The organism is Pseudomonas sp. SL4(2022) (genome assembly GCF_026625725.1).
In the GTDB taxonomy this organism is placed as follows: domain Bacteria; phylum Pseudomonadota; class Gammaproteobacteria; order Pseudomonadales; family Pseudomonadaceae; genus Aquipseudomonas.
The window spans coordinates 1,060,001-1,078,346 of the sequence record NZ_CP113060.1 but is presented as its reverse complement, the minus strand read 5'-3'; the positions used below and the strand labels follow the sequence as shown (position 1 = coordinate 1,078,346).

8 protein-coding genes, 4 tRNA genes and 5 rRNA genes are annotated in these 18,346 nt (G+C 53.8%); 14 read left to right on the top strand and 3 right to left on the bottom strand.

The features are described 5' to 3' along the window. Nucleotides 1–6 precede the first annotated feature (6 nt). Nucleotides 7–435: a protoporphyrinogen oxidase HemJ gene (gene hemJ, locus OU997_RS05090; protein WP_108488583.1), complete on the bottom strand. Its 429-nt coding sequence runs from the start codon at nucleotides 433–435 to the stop codon at nucleotides 7–9. A 136-nt stretch (nucleotides 436–571) separates the two neighbouring features. Here hemJ and argC point away from each other — a divergent pair, with 136 nt between their 5' ends. The 4 genes from argC (at nucleotide 572) to erpA (ending at nucleotide 3,184) form a co-directional block, all read left to right on the top strand. Next, complete coding sequence (argC, locus tag OU997_RS05085; RefSeq protein WP_267809290.1) at nucleotides 572–1,606, top strand: N-acetyl-gamma-glutamyl-phosphate reductase; 1,035 nt, start codon at nucleotides 572–574, stop codon at nucleotides 1,604–1,606. Further along, complete coding sequence (locus OU997_RS05080; RefSeq protein ID WP_267809289.1) at nucleotides 1,606–2,337, top strand: DUF6776 family protein; 732 nt, start codon at nucleotides 1,606–1,608, stop codon at nucleotides 2,335–2,337. Before argC ends, OU997_RS05080 begins: the two co-directional genes overlap by 1 nt. A 9-nt stretch (nucleotides 2,338–2,346) precedes the next feature. Beyond that, nucleotides 2,347–2,757, top strand: coding sequence for a bactofilin family protein (locus tag OU997_RS05075; RefSeq protein ID WP_108488586.1), 411 nt, complete (start codon nucleotides 2,347–2,349; stop codon nucleotides 2,755–2,757). Between the two features lie 76 nt (nucleotides 2,758–2,833). Continuing rightward, nucleotides 2,834–3,184: an iron-sulfur cluster insertion protein ErpA gene (gene erpA / locus OU997_RS05070; protein ID WP_108488587.1), complete on the top strand. Its 351-nt coding sequence runs from the start codon at nucleotides 2,834–2,836 to the stop codon at nucleotides 3,182–3,184. A 72-nt stretch (nucleotides 3,185–3,256) separates the two neighbouring features. Here erpA and OU997_RS05065 read toward each other — a convergent pair whose 3' ends face one another. Further along, a complete protein-coding gene (locus OU997_RS05065) occupies nucleotides 3,257–4,348 on the bottom strand; it encodes an anhydro-N-acetylmuramic acid kinase (RefSeq protein WP_267809288.1) in 1,092 nt (363 codons plus the stop codon). 3 nt (nucleotides 4,349–4,351) lie between these two features. After that, entirely contained in the window at nucleotides 4,352–5,761 is a 1,410-nt protein-coding gene (locus OU997_RS05060; protein WP_108488589.1) for a peptidoglycan DD-metalloendopeptidase family protein, read from the bottom strand. A 217-nt stretch (nucleotides 5,762–5,978) separates the two neighbouring features. On the opposite strand from OU997_RS05060, the gene tyrS reads away from it, so the two are divergent. The 10 genes from tyrS (at nucleotide 5,979) to OU997_RS05010 (ending at nucleotide 18,336) form a co-directional block, all read left to right on the top strand. Further along, on the top strand, nucleotides 5,979–7,178 hold the full coding sequence (gene tyrS / locus OU997_RS05055; RefSeq protein WP_108489037.1) for a tyrosine--tRNA ligase: 1,200 nt from the start codon (nucleotides 5,979–5,981) through the stop codon (nucleotides 7,176–7,178). A 691-nt stretch (nucleotides 7,179–7,869) separates the two neighbouring features. Further along, nucleotides 7,870–9,405, top strand: a 16S ribosomal RNA gene (locus OU997_RS05050). 65 nt (nucleotides 9,406–9,470) lie between these two features. After that, a tRNA-Ile gene (locus OU997_RS05045) sits at nucleotides 9,471–9,547 on the top strand. A gap of 31 nt (nucleotides 9,548–9,578) precedes the next feature. Next, a tRNA-Ala gene (locus tag OU997_RS05040) sits at nucleotides 9,579–9,654 on the top strand. Nucleotides 9,655–9,896: 242 nt separating this feature from the next. After that, nucleotides 9,897–12,787: ribosomal RNA gene (locus OU997_RS05035) — 23S ribosomal RNA — on the top strand. 133 nt (nucleotides 12,788–12,920) lie between these two features. Beyond that, a 5S ribosomal RNA gene (gene rrf / locus OU997_RS05030) occupies nucleotides 12,921–13,036 on the top strand. Nucleotides 13,037–13,420: 384 nt separating this feature from the next. Further along, a 16S ribosomal RNA gene (locus tag OU997_RS05025) occupies nucleotides 13,421–14,956 on the top strand. Between the two features lie 65 nt (nucleotides 14,957–15,021). After that, a tRNA-Ile gene (locus tag OU997_RS05020) sits at nucleotides 15,022–15,098 on the top strand. A gap of 31 nt (nucleotides 15,099–15,129) precedes the next feature. After that, nucleotides 15,130–15,205, top strand: a tRNA-Ala gene (locus OU997_RS05015). 242 nt (nucleotides 15,206–15,447) lie between these two features. Next, nucleotides 15,448–18,336: ribosomal RNA gene (locus OU997_RS05010) — 23S ribosomal RNA — on the top strand. Together the 16S, 23S and 5S rRNA genes with 4 tRNA genes alongside form the textbook arrangement of a ribosomal RNA operon. Nucleotides 18,337–18,346 lie beyond the last annotated feature (10 nt).

The window sequence follows — 18,346 nt, the reverse complement described above, 5'->3', positions numbered from 1 at the left end:
TTGGCGTTAGAAAGGGCGAACCACGACCAGAATGACAATACCAAGCAGGGCTAGTACGGGTGCTTCATTGAACCAGCGGTAAAACACGTGACCGCGCTGGTTCTCGCCCCGGGCAAATGCCTTGAGTTGGGTGCCGCACATAAACTGGTAGACCACCAGCAGGGCCACCAGGCTCAGCTTGGCGTGCATCCAGCCTTGGCTGAAGTAGTGGCTCGGGTTAAGGCTAATCAGCCACAGGCCGAGGCCGAGGGTAAGAATCAGCGACGGCCACATGATTCCGCGATAGAGCTTGCGCTCCATGATGCAGAAGCGTTCACGGCTGATTTCGTCGGTGCTCATGGCGTGGTAGACGAACAGGCGTGGTAGGTAGAAAAGGCCAGCGAACCAGCAGACCATGGCGATGATGTGAAAAGCCTTGAGCCATAGATAGAGCATTATCCGTACTCGTTGCTGAAAAGTGCCCCGATAGTAGTGGGCATGGCCGTATCCGTCATCACCGGCGGTTGGCCCCTGGCGGAAGCGCCCGTATTATCGGCAGCTTTCCACTGTTGGTATTGCAAAGGGGCAAGTGATGATCAAGGTTGGAATCGTCGGCGGCACGGGGTACACCGGTGTCGAACTGTTGCGTCTCTTGGCGCAACACCCGCAAGCGCAGGTTGAAGTGATCACCTCGCGCTCCGAGGCCGGCATGCGTGTCGACGAGATGTATCCGAACCTGCGCGGTCATTACGACAGCCTGGCGTTCAGTGTGCCGGATGCCGCCACCTTGGGCGCCTGTGATGTGGTGTTCTTCGCCACGCCGCACGGTGTAGCCCATGCCCTGGCCGGCGAGTTGCTGGAGGCGGGGACCAAGGTGATCGACCTGTCAGCCGACTTCCGCCTGCAGGATGCCAATGAGTGGGCCACGTGGTATGGCCAGCCCCACGGTGCGCCGGATCTGCTGCCGGAGGCGGTTTATGGGCTGCCCGAAGTCAATCGCGAAGCCATCAAGCAGGCGCGCCTGATCGCCGTACCGGGCTGCTACCCCACGGCCGCGCAACTGGCGCTGATTCCGCTGCTGGAGGCCGGCCTGGCCGACACCACGCAAGTGATCGCTGACTGCAAATCGGGTGTCAGCGGTGCGGGTCGCGGGGCCAGCGTCGGTTCGCTGTTCAGCGAAGCCGGTGAAAGCATGAAAGCTTACGGTGTGAAGGGCCATCGGCATCTGCCGGAAATTCGCCAGGGCCTGCGCCGGGCTGCCGGTAAGGATGTCGGTCTGACCTTTGTACCGCACTTGACGCCGATGATCCGCGGTATCCATGCGACGCTTTACGTCACGGTGGTCGACCGCTCGGTAGACCTGCAGGCGCTGTTCGAGAAACGTTATGCCAACGAGCCCTTCGTCGATGTGATGCCGGCCGGCAGCCATCCGGAAACCCGCAGCGTGCGTGGCGCCAACGTCTGCCGTATCGCCGTGCATCGGCCGCAAGACGGTGACCTGGTGGTGGTGCTCTCGGTGATCGACAACCTGGTCAAAGGTGCTTCGGGGCAGGCCGTGCAGAATATGAACATCCTCTTCGGCCTCGATGAGCGTCTGGGGCTGTCACACGCAGCCTTGCTGCCCTGATGCCGGGCTGGGAGGTTCGCCTGCACGATCCGGCGCGTGCCCGGCGCATGCGTCTGTTCGCCGTGTTGCTGGTACTGTGCATTCCGCTGGCCTTCTATGCCGGGAGCGTGTGGCAACTGCAGCGTCAGCCGGCGGTAGCGTTGGAGCCGGCGAGCGTGGTAGTGCGTGATGAGCAGTTGCTGCGCGAGGTGGAGGCGTTACGCCAGCGCCTGGCGGTGCTCGGTAGTGCTGAGAAAGTCAGTCAGCAAGCCAATGAGCAGAGCCGTCTGAGCATCAAGCTGCTGGAAGAGCAAATCTATAGGCAGCAGCAGGACCTGGCCTTCTACAAGGGCGTGCTGGCTCCGGCCAGCCGCCGTGAAGGGCTGCGGATCAAAACCTTTGAGCTGCAGGCCACGGACAGGCCCGAGCTTTTCCGCTACAAGATACTCCTGAGCCGTGTCGGGAAAGGCGAGACGCCGCTGGAAGGTCAGCTGCAGGTCTCTATAGTGGGTAAACAGGGTGAGCAGGAGGTCACGCTTGAACTGGCCGCGCTGACTGCCGGTTTGCCGGACGCGTTGCCGGGGCAAGCGATTGCCTTTGCCTTCAAGCACTTCCAGGCCATCCCAGAGGCCGGGCGCTTTGCCGAGCTGAAGTTGCCTGAGGGCTTTATCCCGCGTGAAATCAAGGTGCGTGCTGAGGTGCAGGGCGAGAAGCCGCTGCAGCGCACGTTCAAGTGGAACAACGAGGAGTAACTGTTCCTTATGTGGAATAAAGACAAGGCGCGCCCTGATGTACAGCGTTTCGCCGGCAAGACCAGCCTGATTGCGGTAGGCGCCGAGCTGCATGGCGACCTGAGGTTTCAGGGCGCGGTACAGGTCGATGGTCAGGTCCATGGCAACTTGCTGGCCAGCGAAGGCATGGTGCGCATCAGCGTGCAGGGGCGGGTTGAAGGCGAGATCCGTGCGCCCCATGTAGTGATCGACGGCGAAGTCATTGGCGATGTGCACGCCAGTACTCACCTGGAGCTCGGTTCGCGTGCGCGCGTGCGCGGCAATCTTTACTACGCCCTGATGGAAATGGCCATGGGTGCACAAATCGAAGGGCGCCTGTGCCGCTTGCAAGACGAGGCGCGACCGTTGGAGCTGCCGCAACCGCAGGATGCTGCACAATAGTTGACCGCTTTTCTAGGGTAAGCGGATAATGCCGATCAGAATGCAGTATGGCGCTTAGCGCCGGGAGTTAATCAGCATGAGCGTCGAAACCTTCACCCCCAGTGCGATGCAATTTACGCAGGGTGCGGCGAACAAGGTGAAGAACTTGGTCGATGAAGAAGGCAACCCGCGTTTGAAGTTGCGCGTCTTCGTAACGGGAGGCGGCTGTTCCGGCTTCCAGTATGGTTTTACCTTCGATGAAGAAGTGGCCGAGGATGACACCATCATCGAACGCGAGGGTGTCAGCCTGGTGGTTGATCCGATGAGCTTCCAGTACCTGGCAGGTGCCGAAGTCGATTATCAGGAAGGGCTGGAAGGGTCGCGTTTTGTGATCAAGAACCCCAATGCAACCACCACCTGCGGTTGCGGTTCTTCGTTCTCGATCTGAATCTGGCTGTTCACTGCAACGCCGTGCCTTGTGCACGGCGTTGTCGTTTCTGGCTCTGGCTTTGCGTGGGTTTCAGGCGGGGTAGATCGCGCCGAGAATCCGCAGACCGCGTGCGCCTGTGACGCTGGGGCGGTTGCCCGGAATGCCTTCCAGGCAACAATGCGCCAGCCAGGCAAAGGCCATGGCTTCCACCCAGTCGGCGGGTACGCCCTGCGTATCGGTGCTGCTGACTTGGCATTGCGGCAGCAGTTGGGCCAGGCGCTGCATCAACCTGTGATTGTGCGCGCCACCGCCGCAGACCAACAGTCGCTCGGTGTTCTGCTGAGCGACCTTGAGCGACGCGGTAATGCTGATTGCTGTTAGCTCCAGCAGGGTGGCCTGCACGTCCACTGCGGCCAATACCGGCAGGGTTTGCAGCTGCTGATCCAGCCAGGCCATGTTGAACAGTTCACGGCCTGTGCTCTTCGGGCCTTCCGTCTGGAAGTAAGGGTTGCTCAGTAGCGTTTGCAGCAGTTGCGGCTGCATCTGGCCACTGGCTGCCCACGCGCCGTGCTGGTCATAGGCCACGCCTTGATGGCGCTGTATCCAGGCATCCAGCAGCACGTTGCCCGGCCCGCAATCAAAGCCGTGCACCGGGCGCTCAGGCTCCAGCAGGCTGAGGTTGCTGAAGCCGCCAATGTTGAGAATCGCTTGAGGGCTGTCTGGGCGGGCAAACAACGCCTGATGAAAGGCCGGAACAAGTGGCGCGCCCTGACCACCTGCGGCCACATCACGGCGGCGAAAATCGCTGATCACGCTGATGCCAGTCAGTTCGGCCAGCAGTGCCGGATTACCGATCTGGATAGTGAACCCTCGCGCGGGCTCGTGGCGTACGGTTTGACCGTGGCTGCCGATTGCGCGAATACGTTCGGCGGCTATGTCGTGTTGGCTGAGTAGGTTCTTGATGCCCTGCGCCGCCAGATCAGCCCACTGTTGCTCGGCAATAGCCGCGCGGGCCAGTTCATCCGTGCCTGGGGCGCACAGGCTGAGCAGGTCGCTACGCAGCGCGTCGGGCATGGGCAGGTAGTGGGTGCCGAGCAGCTGGGTGCTCTCGGTTTGCTCAATCAGCGCGATGTCCAGCCCGTCGAGGCTGGTACCGGACATCACGCCCAAGTAGAGAGGCATGGTTCAGCGCTGATTGTTGAGGGCAAGCAGGGTGGACTTTTCTTTGTCCATTTGTGCCATCAGTGGTTTGCTCAACTGCATGAAGCGTGCTTTCTCGCTGCTGGCAATAGGGTCGGCCATCGGCAGTTTCTGGCTCAGCGGGTCAACGTGCACGCCATTGACCTGGAACTCATAGTGCAGGTGCGGTCCGGTGGATAAGCCGGTGGTGCCGATATAGCCGATGATCTGGCCCTGCTTGACGTTGATGCCGTTGCGGATGCCTTTGGCAAAGCCGTTCATATGGGCGTACAGGGTGCGATAGCGCTGGCCGTGCTGGATGATCACTGCATTGCCATAACCGCCATGACGGCCGGCCAGGGTGATCCGGCCGTCGCCGGCGGCCTTGATCGGCGTGCCACGTGGCGCAGCGTAGTCCACACCTTTGTGGGCGCGAATTTTATTCAATACCGGGTGGCGTCGACCGGTCGAGAAGCGTGAGCTGATTCGAGCGAAATCCACCGGGGTGCGGATAAAGGCTTTGCGCATGCTCTCGCCATTGGCGTTGTAGTAGCTGCTGATGCCTTGCTTGTTTGTGTAGCGCACTGCAGTGTAAGTCTTGCCGCGGTTGGTGAAGCGTGCGGAGAGAATATTGCCGGTGCCGATCTGTTTGCCGTTGACCACTTTTTTCTCGTAGATCAACTCAAACTCGTCACCTTCGCGAATGTCCATGGCGAAATCGATGTCATAGCCGAATACGTTGGCCAGGTCCATGGTCAGGTTGTGTGATAAGCCGGCTCGCTTGGCCGAGAGAAACAGTGAGCTGTTGATTACTCCATGGGTATAGGTGGTATGGATTTCAGGTTTCACCAGCTCGCGCTTGAAGTTGAAACCTTTCTCGCTCTTGGTTAAGGCAATGCTTTCCAGATCGCTAAGTTTGCTGTGCAGGCTTTCAAGCTGGCCTTCGGCGTTCAGATTGAACTCTAGGGCTTGACCTACCTTCAGGCGTGTCAGCTGCTTGGCTTCCTTGCTGCTGTTAAGCACGGCATGCAGGCTAGTGGCACTCAGGCCGACCTTGGCAAAAACCGTGGACAACGTATCGCCATTTTCAACGCGGACAACGCGGTGTAGCGGATCTGTTTCCTGAGTTTCTTCAGGTTGCTTTGCTTGTAGTTCTACTTCGTTTGTGTCCGCTGAACCTGCAGCGAATGGGGACTCGCTCGGGGTCATGCTCAGTGACTGTGTCGCTTCGGGGGCATTCTGCTGCTCGGAGTACTCAGCATTATGATCCAGATCCAGATTAATGAAGGTCTTCTTAGCTTCTACTTCGCGGGAGGGGAAAACCAGAAGTGCCAGGCTCAGCAGGGCGGCAACGCCACTGGCCGCCAGGATATGGCTTTTCGGATATAGCGGCGGCGCTTTAGTTGTAGAGGTCATAGGCGGCTTTTTGACTTTGGAAAAATGAAAAGAAAAAATAGATAAACGAAATGATGAATATGCAGTAACTGTATAAAATATAACCAAATCGCTGGCTAGGCAAGCTTGCTTGGCGCGTGATGATCTTAGCGTGTGTGAGTGGCGGGCAGAACTTGTGATTTGTCTGCGATCTTGTATGGTTGGTTCCCTTTTGAGTTGAGTGGTTGTGAGTGCAGTCATGAAGTCGGTTGAAGAGCAGTTAGCGCTGATCAAGCGTGGCGCGGAAGAAGTTCTGGTTGAGGCTGAGCTGATTGAGAAGCTCAAGCGCGGTCAGCCGCTGCGCATTAAGGCGGGCTTTGATCCGACCGCGCCTGATCTACATCTTGGGCATACGGTGCTTATTAATAAGCTGCGTCAGTTCCAGGACCTTGGTCATCAGGTGATTTTCCTGATTGGCGACTTTACCGGGATGATTGGTGACCCTAGCGGCAAGAGCGCGACTCGCCCGCCCTTGACTCGCGAGCAGGTGCTGGAAAATGCCGAGACCTATAAGAATCAAGTGTTCAAGATTTTGGATCCGGCAAAAACCGAAGTCGCATTCAACTCCACCTGGATGGATAAGATGGGGCCGGCTGACTTCATTCGCCTGACCTCTCAATACACCGTGGCACGTATGCTCGAGCGGGATGACTTCAGTAAGCGTTACTCAACCAATCAGCCGATTGCAATCCACGAGTTCCTTTATCCGCTGGTTCAGGGGTATGACTCCGTTGCGCTGCAGGCAGATGTTGAGCTGGGTGGTACTGATCAGAAATTTAATCTGCTGATGGGGCGCGAATTGCAGCGTTCGTATGGGCAGGCCTCGCAATGCATTGTCACCATGCCGCTGCTTGAAGGGCTGGATGGCGTCAAGAAGATGTCCAAGTCGCTGGGTAATTACATTGGTATCCAGGAGGCGCCAGGCATCATGTACAACAAGCTGGTCTCCATGCCGGATGCGTTGATGTGGCGTTATTTCGAGTTGCTCAGCTTTCGCTCCATGGACGAGATTGGCCAGTTCAAGCGTGATGTTGAGCAGGGCGCTAATCCGCGTGACATCAAAATCAAATTGGCCGAGGAAATCGTGGCGCGCTTCCATGGCGAGGAAGCTGCACTCAATGCTCATCGTTCAGCGGGTAATCGCATGAAAGAGGGTGAGCTGCCGGAAGATCTGCCAGAAATCGAGGTTCTATCTACCGAAGACATGCCTATCGCAGCATTGCTCAACAAAGCTGGTCTGGTGAAAAACGCAGCGATGGCTCGCGATCTGTTAGGTGCCGGCAGTGTGCGTGTCGATGGTGAGGTTGTAGATCGTGCCTTTATATATAAGCTAGGTGCGGTGCACGTTTGCCAAGCTGGCAAGAAAGCCTTTGCGCGTATTGCGCTCAAGGCGGAGTAACCTATCCGCTGACTGTTGCGCGGTGTTTTCGGCAAAGCCGTTGAAGCGCAAGCTTCAACGGCTTTGTCGTATCTACAGGCTGTGCGGTGCTTGGTTCTGTTCGCAGTGGCTGCCGTGTCGGCGAAACAAATATGAAACAATCAGTTGACCTCAGGGTTTGAGTCCCTATAATGCGCAGCTCTTAAGGCACATGCGGCTCCTTAAACTTCTTATAAAACAAGAAGTTAGATTTAAATAAGGGGTTGCAAAGCAGCGAAAGCTGCGTAGAATGCGCCTTCTCTTCAGGGGTGATGTTTGAGTCTGAAGGGTTCGGTCGAGGTGATCGGAAGCGGTAAAAGAGGATGTTGACAGTGGTTTTAAACGCTGTAGAATTCGCCTCCCGCTGACGAGAAGCTAGGTGTTGATCGAAAGCGCAAGTGGTTGAGATTGAAAAGAAATTTTCGAAATCGCTTGACGGAGGATGAGGCTGCTGTAGAATGCGCGCCTCGGTTGAGACGAAAGACTTAACCAACCGCTCTTTAACAACTGAATCAAGCAATTCGTGTGGGTGCTTGTGAGGTAAGACTGTTAGTCGCAAGATTATCAGCATCACAAAGCAACACTCGTTAATTCGAGAGTTACCTTTCATTAAATTGAAAGTTTTGCGATTGCTGAGCCAAGTTTAGGGTTTTCTCAAAACCCAAGCAGTATTGAACTGAAGAGTTTGATCATGGCTCAGATTGAACGCTGGCGGCAGGCCTAACACATGCAAGTCGAGCGGTAGAGAGAAGCTTGCTTCTCTTGAGAGCGGCGGACGGGTGAGTAATGCCTAGGAATCTGCCTAGTGGTGGGGGATAACGTTCGGAAACGGACGCTAATACCGCATACGTCCTACGGGAGAAAGCGGGGGATCTTCGGACCTCGCGCCATTAGATGAGCCTAGGTCGGATTAGCTAGTTGGTGAGGTAATGGCTCACCAAGGCGACGATCCGTAACTGGTCTGAGAGGATGATCAGTCACACTGGAACTGAGACACGGTCCAGACTCCTACGGGAGGCAGCAGTGGGGAATATTGGACAATGGGCGAAAGCCTGATCCAGCCATGCCGCGTGTGTGAAGAAGGTCTTCGGATTGTAAAGCACTTTAAGTTGGGAGGAAGGGCAGTAACCTAATACGTTATTGTTTTGACGTTACCGACAGAATAAGCACCGGCTAACTTCGTGCCAGCAGCCGCGGTAATACGAAGGGTGCAAGCGTTAATCGGAATTACTGGGCGTAAAGCGCGCGTAGGTGGTTCAGTAAGTTGGAAGTGAAATCCCCGGGCTCAACCTGGGAACTGCTTTCAAAACTGCTGAGCTAGAGTACGGTAGAGGGTGGTGGAATTTCCTGTGTAGCGGTGAAATGCGTAGATATAGGAAGGAACACCAGTGGCGAAGGCGACCACCTGGACTGATACTGACACTGAGGTGCGAAAGCGTGGGGAGCAAACAGGATTAGATACCCTGGTAGTCCACGCCGTAAACGATGTCAACTAGCCGTTGGAATCCTTGAGATTTTAGTGGCGCAGCTAACGCATTAAGTTGACCGCCTGGGGAGTACGGCCGCAAGGTTAAAACTCAAATGAATTGACGGGGGCCCGCACAAGCGGTGGAGCATGTGGTTTAATTCGAAGCAACGCGAAGAACCTTACCTGGCCTTGACATGCTGAGAACTTTCTAGAGATAGATTGGTGCCTTCGGGAACTCAGACACAGGTGCTGCATGGCTGTCGTCAGCTCGTGTCGTGAGATGTTGGGTTAAGTCCCGTAACGAGCGCAACCCTTGTCCTTAGTTACCAGCACCTCGGGTGGGAACTCTAAGGAGACTGCCGGTGACAAACCGGAGGAAGGTGGGGATGACGTCAAGTCATCATGGCCCTTACGGCCAGGGCTACACACGTGCTACAATGGTCGGTACAAAGGGTTGCCAAGCCGCGAGGTGGAGCTAATCCCATAAAACCGATCGTAGTCCGGATCGCAGTCTGCAACTCGACTGCGTGAAGTCGGAATCGCTAGTAATCGTGAATCAGAATGTCACGGTGAATACGTTCCCGGGCCTTGTACACACCGCCCGTCACACCATGGGAGTGGGTTGCACCAGAAGTAGCTAGTCTAACCGCAAGGGGGACGGTTACCACGGTGTGATTCATGACTGGGGTGAAGTCGTAACAAGGTAGCCGTAGGGGAACCTGCGGCTGGATCACCTCCTTAATCGAAGACTTCAGCTTCTTCATAAGTTCCCACACGAATTGCTTGATTCATTGAGAAAGACGATTGGGTCTGTAGCTCAGTTGGTTAGAGCGCACCCCTGATAAGGGTGAGGTCGGCAGTTCGAATCTGCCCAGACCCACCAATTGTTGTGGGGTTTGGCCTTGTAAGAATATGGGGCCATAGCTCAGCTGGGAGAGCGCCTGCCTTGCACGCAGGAGGTCAGCGGTTCGATCCCGCTTGGCTCCACCATACACAGTCTCGTTTAGAGTTCAGAAATGAACGTTCCTGCTTGTCAGATGAATGTTGATTTCTGGTCTTTGACCAGTAACAAATCGTTCTTTAAAAATTTGGGTATGTGATAGAAGTGACTGATTGATTACTTTCACTGGTAATTAATCTGGTCAAGGTAAAATTTGTAGTTCTCAATTGCAAATTTTCGGCGAATGTCGTCTTCACGTTAGAGACAATAACCAGATTGCTTGGGGTTATATGGTCAAGTGAAGAAGCGCATACGGTGGATGCCTTGGCAGTCAGAGGCGATGAAAGACGTTGTAGCCTGCGATAAGCTCCGGGGAGTCGGCAAACAGACTTTGATCCGGAGATCTCTGAATGGGGGAACCCAGCCAGCATAAGCTGGTTATTACACACTGAATACATAGGTGTGTAAGGCGAACCAGGGGAACTGAAACATCTAAGTACCCTGAGGAAAAGAAATCAACCGAGATTCCCTTAGTAGTGGCGAGCGAACGGGGACTAGCCCTTAAGTTGATTTGAGAATAGTGGAAGGCTCTGGAAAGTGCCGCCGTAGTGGGTGATAGCCCCGTACACGAAATTCTCTTATCAATGAAATCGAGTAGGACGGAGCACGAGAAACTTTGTCTGAATATGGGGGGACCATCCTCCAAGGCTAAATACTACTGACTGACCGATAGTGAACTAGTACCGTGAGGGAAAGGCGAAAAGAACCCCGGAGAGGGGAGTGAAATAGATCCTGAAACCGTATGCGTACAAGCAGTGGGAGCCCACTTTGTTGGGTGACTGCGTACCTTTTGTATAATGGGTCAGCGACTTATATTCAGTGGCGAGCTTAACCGAATAGGGGAGGCGTAGCGAAAGCGAGTCTTAATAGGGCGTTTAGTCGCTGGGTATAGACCCGAAACCGGGCGATCTATCCATGGGCAGGTTGAAGGTTAGGTAACACTGACTGGAGGACCGAACCGACTACCGTTGAAAAGTTAGCGGATGACCTGTGGATCGGAGTGAAAGGCTAATCAAGCTCGGAGATAGCTGGTTCTCCTCGAAAGCTATTTAGGTAGCGCCTCGTGTATCACTGCTGGGGGTAGAGCACTGTTTCGGCTAGGGGGTCATCCCGACTTACCAAACCGATGCAAACTCCGAATACCAGCAAGTGTCAGCACGGGAGACACACGGCGGGTGCTAACGTCCGTCGTGAAAAGGGAAACAACCCAGACCGTCAGCTAAGGTCCCAAAGTTATGGTTAAGTGGGAAACGATGTGGGAAGGCTTAGACAGCTAGGAGGTTGGCTTAGAAGCAGCCACCCTTTAAAGAAAGCGTAATAGCTCACTAGTCGAGTCGGCCTGCGCGGAAGATGTAACGGGGCTCAAACCATACACCGAAGCTACGGGTTCAACGTAAGTTGAGCGGTAGAGGAGCGTTCTGTAAGCCTGTGAAGGTGAGTTGAGAAGCTTGCTGGAGGTATCAGAAGTGCGAATGCTGACATGAGTAACGACAATGGGAGTGAAAAACTCCCACGCCGAAAGACCAAGGTTTCCTGCGCAACGTTAATCGACGCAGGGTGAGTCGGCCCCTAAGGCGAGGCAGAAATGCGTAGTCGATGGGAAACGGGTTAATATTCCCGTACTTCTAATTACTGCGATGGAGGGACGGAGAAGGCTAGGCCAGCACGGCGTTGGTTGTCCGTGTTTAAGGTGGTAGGCTGATTTCTTAGGTAAATCCGGGAAATCAAGGCCGAGAACTGATGACGAGTTATCTTTTAGATGACGAAGTGGTTGATGCCATGCTTCCAGGAAAAGCTTCTAAGCTTCAGGTAATTAGGAACCGTACCCCAAACCGACACAGGTGGTTAGGTAGAGAATACCAAGGCGCTTGAGAGAACTCGGGTGAAGGAACTAGGCAAAATGGCACCGTAACTTCGGGAGAAGGTGCGCCGGTGAGGGTGAAGTATTTACTACGTAAGCCCATGCCGGTCGAAGATACCAGGCCGCTGCGACTGTTTATTAAAAACACAGCACTCTGCAAACACGAAAGTGGACGTATAGGGTGTGACGCCTGCCCGGTGCCGGAAGGTTAATTGATGGGGTTAGCTAACGCGAAGCTCTTGATCGAAGCCCCGGTAAACGGCGGCCGTAACTATAACGGTCCTAAGGTAGCGAAATTCCTTGTCGGGTAAGTTCCGACCTGCACGAATGGCGTAACGATGGCGGCGCTGTCTCCACCCGAGACTCAGTGAAATTGAAATCGCTGTGAAGATGCAGTGTATCCGCGGCTAGACGGAAAGACCCCGTGAACCTTTACTATAGCTTTGCACTGGACTTTGAGTTTGCTTGTGTAGGATAGGTGGGAGGCTTTGAAGCGTGGACGCCAGTTCGCGTGGAGCCATCCTTGAAATACCACCCTGGCAACCTTGAGGTTCTAACTCTGGTCCGTTATCCGGATCGAGGACAGTGTATGGTGGGTAGTTTGACTGGGGCGGTCTCCTCCTAAAGAGTAACGGAGGAGTACGAAGGTGCGCTCAGACCGGTCGGAAATCGGTCGTAGAGTATAAAGGCAAAAGCGCGCTTGACTGCGAGACAGACACGTCGAGCAGGTACGAAAGTAGGTCTTAGTGATCCGGTGGTTCTGTATGGAAGGGCCATCGCTCAACGGATAAAAGGTACTCCGGGGATAACAGGCTGATACCGCCCAAGAGTTCATATCGACGGCGGTGTTTGGCACCTCGATGTCGGCTCATCACATCCTGGGGCTGAAGCCGGTCCCAAGGGTATGGCTGTTCGCCATTTAAAGTGGTACGCGAGCTGGGTTTAGAACGTCGTGAGACAGTTCGGTCCCTATCTGCCGTGGACGTTTGAGATTTGAGAGGGGCTGCTCCTAGTACGAGAGGACCGGAGTGGACGAACCTCTGGTGTTCCGGTTGTCACGCCAGTGGCATTGCCGGGTAGCTATGTTCGGAAAAGATAACCGCTGAAAGCATCTAAGCGGGAAACTTGCCTCAAGATGAGATCTCACTGGAACCTTGAGTTCCCTAAAGGGCCGTCGAAGACTACGACGTTGATAGGTTGGGTGTGTAAGCGCTGTGAGGCGTTGAGCTAACCAATACTAATTGCCCGTGAGGCTTGACCATATAACACCCAAACAATTTGATGTTTGTGTGTCTCTATGAAGACTGCAACAGCCGAAAATTTGCTCAACTACAAACCAAGACATCACATACCCAATTCGGGATAGCGTCTCGCGACGATATCCCAGCTGAATCGCTTGACGACCATAGAGCATTGGAACCACCTGATCCCATCCCGAACTCAGTAGTGAAACGATGCATCGCCGATGGTAGTGTGGGGTTTCCCCATGTGAGAGTAGGTCATCGTCAAGCACCTATACCAAAACCCCCGATCGTGAAAACGGTCGGGGGTTTTACTATTAGTACAAGCATGAAGTTTTGAGCGATCAAAAAGTAAGTGCTAGTAAGTTAAGCAACGCAAGTGGTTGAGATTGAAAAGAAATTTTCGAAATCGCTTGACGGAGAATGAGGCTGCTGTAGAATGCGCGCCTCGGTTGAGACGAAAGACTTAACCAACCGCTCTTTAACAACTGAATCAAGCAATTCGTGTGGGTGCTTGTGAGGTAAGACTGTTAGTCGCAAGATTATCAGCATCACAAAGCAACACTCGTTAATTCGAGAGTTACCTTTCATTAAATTGAAAGTTTTGCGATTGCTGAGCCAAGTTTAGGGTTTTCTCAAAACCCAAGCAGTATTGAACTGAAGAGTTTGATCATGGCTCAGATTGAACGCTGGCGGCAGGCCTAACACATGCAAGTCGAGCGGTAGAGAGAAGCTTGCTTCTCTTGAGAGCGGCGGACGGGTGAGTAATGCCTAGGAATCTGCCTAGTGGTGGGGGATAACGTTCGGAAACGGACGCTAATACCGCATACGTCCTACGGGAGAAAGCGGGGGATCTTCGGACCTCGCGCCATTAGATGAGCCTAGGTCGGATTAGCTAGTTGGTGAGGTAATGGCTCACCAAGGCGACGATCCGTAACTGGTCTGAGAGGATGATCAGTCACACTGGAACTGAGACACGGTCCAGACTCCTACGGGAGGCAGCAGTGGGGAATATTGGACAATGGGCGAAAGCCTGATCCAGCCATGCCGCGTGTGTGAAGAAGGTCTTCGGATTGTAAAGCACTTTAAGTTGGGAGGAAGGGCAGTAACCTAATACGTTATTGTTTTGACGTTACCGACAGAATAAGCACCGGCTAACTTCGTGCCAGCAGCCGCGGTAATACGAAGGGTGCAAGCGTTAATCGGAATTACTGGGCGTAAAGCGCGCGTAGGTGGTTCAGTAAGTTGGAAGTGAAATCCCCGGGCTCAACCTGGGAACTGCTTTCAAAACTGCTGAGCTAGAGTACGGTAGAGGGTGGTGGAATTTCCTGTGTAGCGGTGAAATGCGTAGATATAGGAAGGAACACCAGTGGCGAAGGCGACCACCTGGACTGATACTGACACTGAGGTGCGAAAGCGTGGGGAGCAAACAGGATTAGATACCCTGGTAGTCCACGCCGTAAACGATGTCAACTAGCCGTTGGAATCCTTGAGATTTTAGTGGCGCAGCTAACGCATTAAGTTGACCGCCTGGGGAGTACGGCCGCAAGGTTAAAACTCAAATGAATTGACGGGGGCCCGCACAAGCGGTGGAGCATGTGGTTTAATTCGAAGCAACGCGAAGAACCTTACCTGGCCTTGACATGCTGAGAACTTTCTAGAGATAGATTGGTGCCTTCGGGAACTCAGACACAGGTGCTGCATGGCTGTCGTCAGCTCGTGTCGTGAGATGTTGGGTTAAGTCCCGTAACGAGCGCAACCCTTGTCCTTAGTTACCAGCACCTCGGGTGGGAACTCTAAGGAGACTGCCGGTGACAAACCGGAGGAAGGTGGGGATGACGTCAAGTCATCATGGCCCTTACGGCCAGGGCTACACACGTGCTACAATGGTCGGTACAAAGGGTTGCCAAGCCGCGAGGTGGAGCTAATCCCATAAAACCGATCGTAGTCCGGATCGCAGTCTGCAACTCGACTGCGTGAAGTCGGAATCGCTAGTAATCGTGAATCAGAATGTCACGGTGAATACGTTCCCGGGCCTTGTACACACCGCCCGTCACACCATGGGAGTGGGTTGCACCAGAAGTAGCTAGTCTAACCGCAAGGGGGACGGTTACCACGGTGTGATTCATGACTGGGGTGAAGTCGTAACAAGGTAGCCGTAGGGGAACCTGCGGCTGGATCACCTCCTTAATCGAAGACTTCAGCTTCTTCATAAGTTCCCACACGAATTGCTTGATTCATTGAGAAAGACGATTGGGTCTGTAGCTCAGTTGGTTAGAGCGCACCCCTGATAAGGGTGAGGTCGGCAGTTCGAATCTGCCCAGACCCACCAATTGTTGTGGGGTTTGGCCTTGTAAGAATATGGGGCCATAGCTCAGCTGGGAGAGCGCCTGCCTTGCACGCAGGAGGTCAGCGGTTCGATCCCGCTTGGCTCCACCATACACAGTCTCGTTTAGAGTTCAGAAATGAACGTTCCTGCTTGTCAGATGAATGTTGATTTCTGGTCTTTGACCAGTAACAAATCGTTCTTTAAAAATTTGGGTATGTGATAGAAGTGACTGATTGATTACTTTCACTGGTAATTAATCTGGTCAAGGTAAAATTTGTAGTTCTCAATTGCAAATTTTCGGCGAATGTCGTCTTCACGTTAGAGACAATAACCAGATTGCTTGGGGTTATATGGTCAAGTGAAGAAGCGCATACGGTGGATGCCTTGGCAGTCAGAGGCGATGAAAGACGTTGTAGCCTGCGATAAGCTCCGGGGAGTCGGCAAACAGACTTTGATCCGGAGATCTCTGAATGGGGGAACCCAGCCAGCATAAGCTGGTTATTACACACTGAATACATAGGTGTGTAAGGCGAACCAGGGGAACTGAAACATCTAAGTACCCTGAGGAAAAGAAATCAACCGAGATTCCCTTAGTAGTGGCGAGCGAACGGGGACTAGCCCTTAAGTTGATTTGAGAATAGTGGAAGGCTCTGGAAAGTGCCGCCGTAGTGGGTGATAGCCCCGTACACGAAATTCTCTTATCAATGAAATCGAGTAGGACGGAGCACGAGAAACTTTGTCTGAATATGGGGGGACCATCCTCCAAGGCTAAATACTACTGACTGACCGATAGTGAACTAGTACCGTGAGGGAAAGGCGAAAAGAACCCCGGAGAGGGGAGTGAAATAGATCCTGAAACCGTATGCGTACAAGCAGTGGGAGCCCACTTTGTTGGGTGACTGCGTACCTTTTGTATAATGGGTCAGCGACTTATATTCAGTGGCGAGCTTAACCGAATAGGGGAGGCGTAGCGAAAGCGAGTCTTAATAGGGCGTTTAGTCGCTGGGTATAGACCCGAAACCGGGCGATCTATCCATGGGCAGGTTGAAGGTTAGGTAACACTGACTGGAGGACCGAACCGACTACCGTTGAAAAGTTAGCGGATGACCTGTGGATCGGAGTGAAAGGCTAATCAAGCTCGGAGATAGCTGGTTCTCCTCGAAAGCTATTTAGGTAGCGCCTCGTGTATCACTGCTGGGGGTAGAGCACTGTTTCGGCTAGGGGGTCATCCCGACTTACCAAACCGATGCAAACTCCGAATACCAGCAAGTGTCAGCACGGGAGACACGGCGGGTGCTAACGTCCGTCGTGAAAAGGGAAACAACCCAGACCGTCAGCTAAGGTCCCAAAGTTATGGTTAAGTGGGAAACGATGTGGGAAGGCTTAGACAGCTAGGAGGTTGGCTTAGAAGCAGCCACCCTTTAAAGAAAGCGTAATAGCTCACTAGTCGAGTCGGCCTGCGCGGAAGATGTAACGGGGCTCAAACCATACACCGAAGCTACGGGTTCAACGTAAGTTGAGCGGTAGAGGAGCGTTCTGTAAGCCTGTGAAGGTGAGTTGAGAAGCTTGCTGGAGGTATCAGAAGTGCGAATGCTGACATGAGTAACGACAATGGGAGTGAAAAACTCCCACGCCGAAAGACCAAGGTTTCCTGCGCAACGTTAATCGACGCAGGGTGAGTCGGCCCCTAAGGCGAGGCAGAAATGCGTAGTCGATGGGAAACGGGTTAATATTCCCGTACTTCTAATTACTGCGATGGAGGGACGGAGAAGGCTAGGCCAGCACGGCGTTGGTTGTCCGTGTTTAAGGTGGTAGGCTGATTTCTTAGGTAAATCCGGGAAATCAAGGCCGAGAACTGATGACGAGTTATCTTTTAGATGACGAAGTGGTTGATGCCATGCTTCCAGGAAAAGCTTCTAAGCTTCAGGTAATTAGGAACCGTACCCCAAACCGACACAGGTGGTTAGGTAGAGAATACCAAGGCGCTTGAGAGAACTCGGGTGAAGGAACTAGGCAAAATGGCACCGTAACTTCGGGAGAAGGTGCGCCGGTGAGGGTGAAGTATTTACTACGTAAGCCCATGCCGGTCGAAGATACCAGGCCGCTGCGACTGTTTATTAAAAACACAGCACTCTGCAAACACGAAAGTGGACGTATAGGGTGTGACGCCTGCCCGGTGCCGGAAGGTTAATTGATGGGGTTAGCTAACGCGAAGCTCTTGATCGAAGCCCCGGTAAACGGCGGCCGTAACTATAACGGTCCTAAGGTAGCGAAATTCCTTGTCGGGTAAGTTCCGACCTGCACGAATGGCGTAACGATGGCGGCGCTGTCTCCACCCGAGACTCAGTGAAATTGAAATCGCTGTGAAGATGCAGTGTATCCGCGGCTAGACGGAAAGACCCCGTGAACCTTTACTATAGCTTTGCACTGGACTTTGAGTTTGCTTGTGTAGGATAGGTGGGAGGCTTTGAAGCGTGGACGCCAGTTCGCGTGGAGCCATCCTTGAAATACCACCCTGGCAACCTTGAGGTTCTAACTCTGGTCCGTTATCCGGATCGAGGACAGTGTATGGTGGGTAGTTTGACTGGGGCGGTCTCCTCCTAAAGAGTAACGGAGGAGTACGAAGGTGCGCTCAGACCGGTCGGAAATCGGTCGTAGAGTATAAAGGCAAAAGCGCGCTTGACTGCGAGACAGACACGTCGAGCAGGTACGAAAGTAGGTCTTAGTGATCCGGTGGTTCTGTATGGAAGGGCCATCGCTCAACGGATAAAAGGTACTCCGGGGATAACAGGCTGATACCGCCCAAGAGTTCATATCGACGGCGGTGTTTGGCACCTCGATGTCGGCTCATCACATCCTGGGGCTGAAGCCGGTCCCAAGGGTATGGCTGTTCGCCATTTAAAGTGGTACGCGAGCTGGGTTTAGAACGTCGTGAGACAGTTCGGTCCCTATCTGCCGTGGACGTTTGAGATTTGAGAGGGGCTGCTCCTAGTACGAGAGGACCGGAGTGGACGAACCTCTGGTGTTCCGGTTGTCACGCCAGTGGCATTGCCGGGTAGCTATGTTCGGAAAAGATAACCGCTGAAAGCATCTAAGCGGGAAACTTGCCTCAAGATGAGATCTCACTGGAACCTTGAGTTCCCTAAAGGGCCGTCGAAGACTACGACGTTGATAGGTTGGGTGTGTAAGCGCTGTGAGGCGTTGAGCTAACCAATACTAATTGCCCGTGAGGCTTGACCATATAACACCCA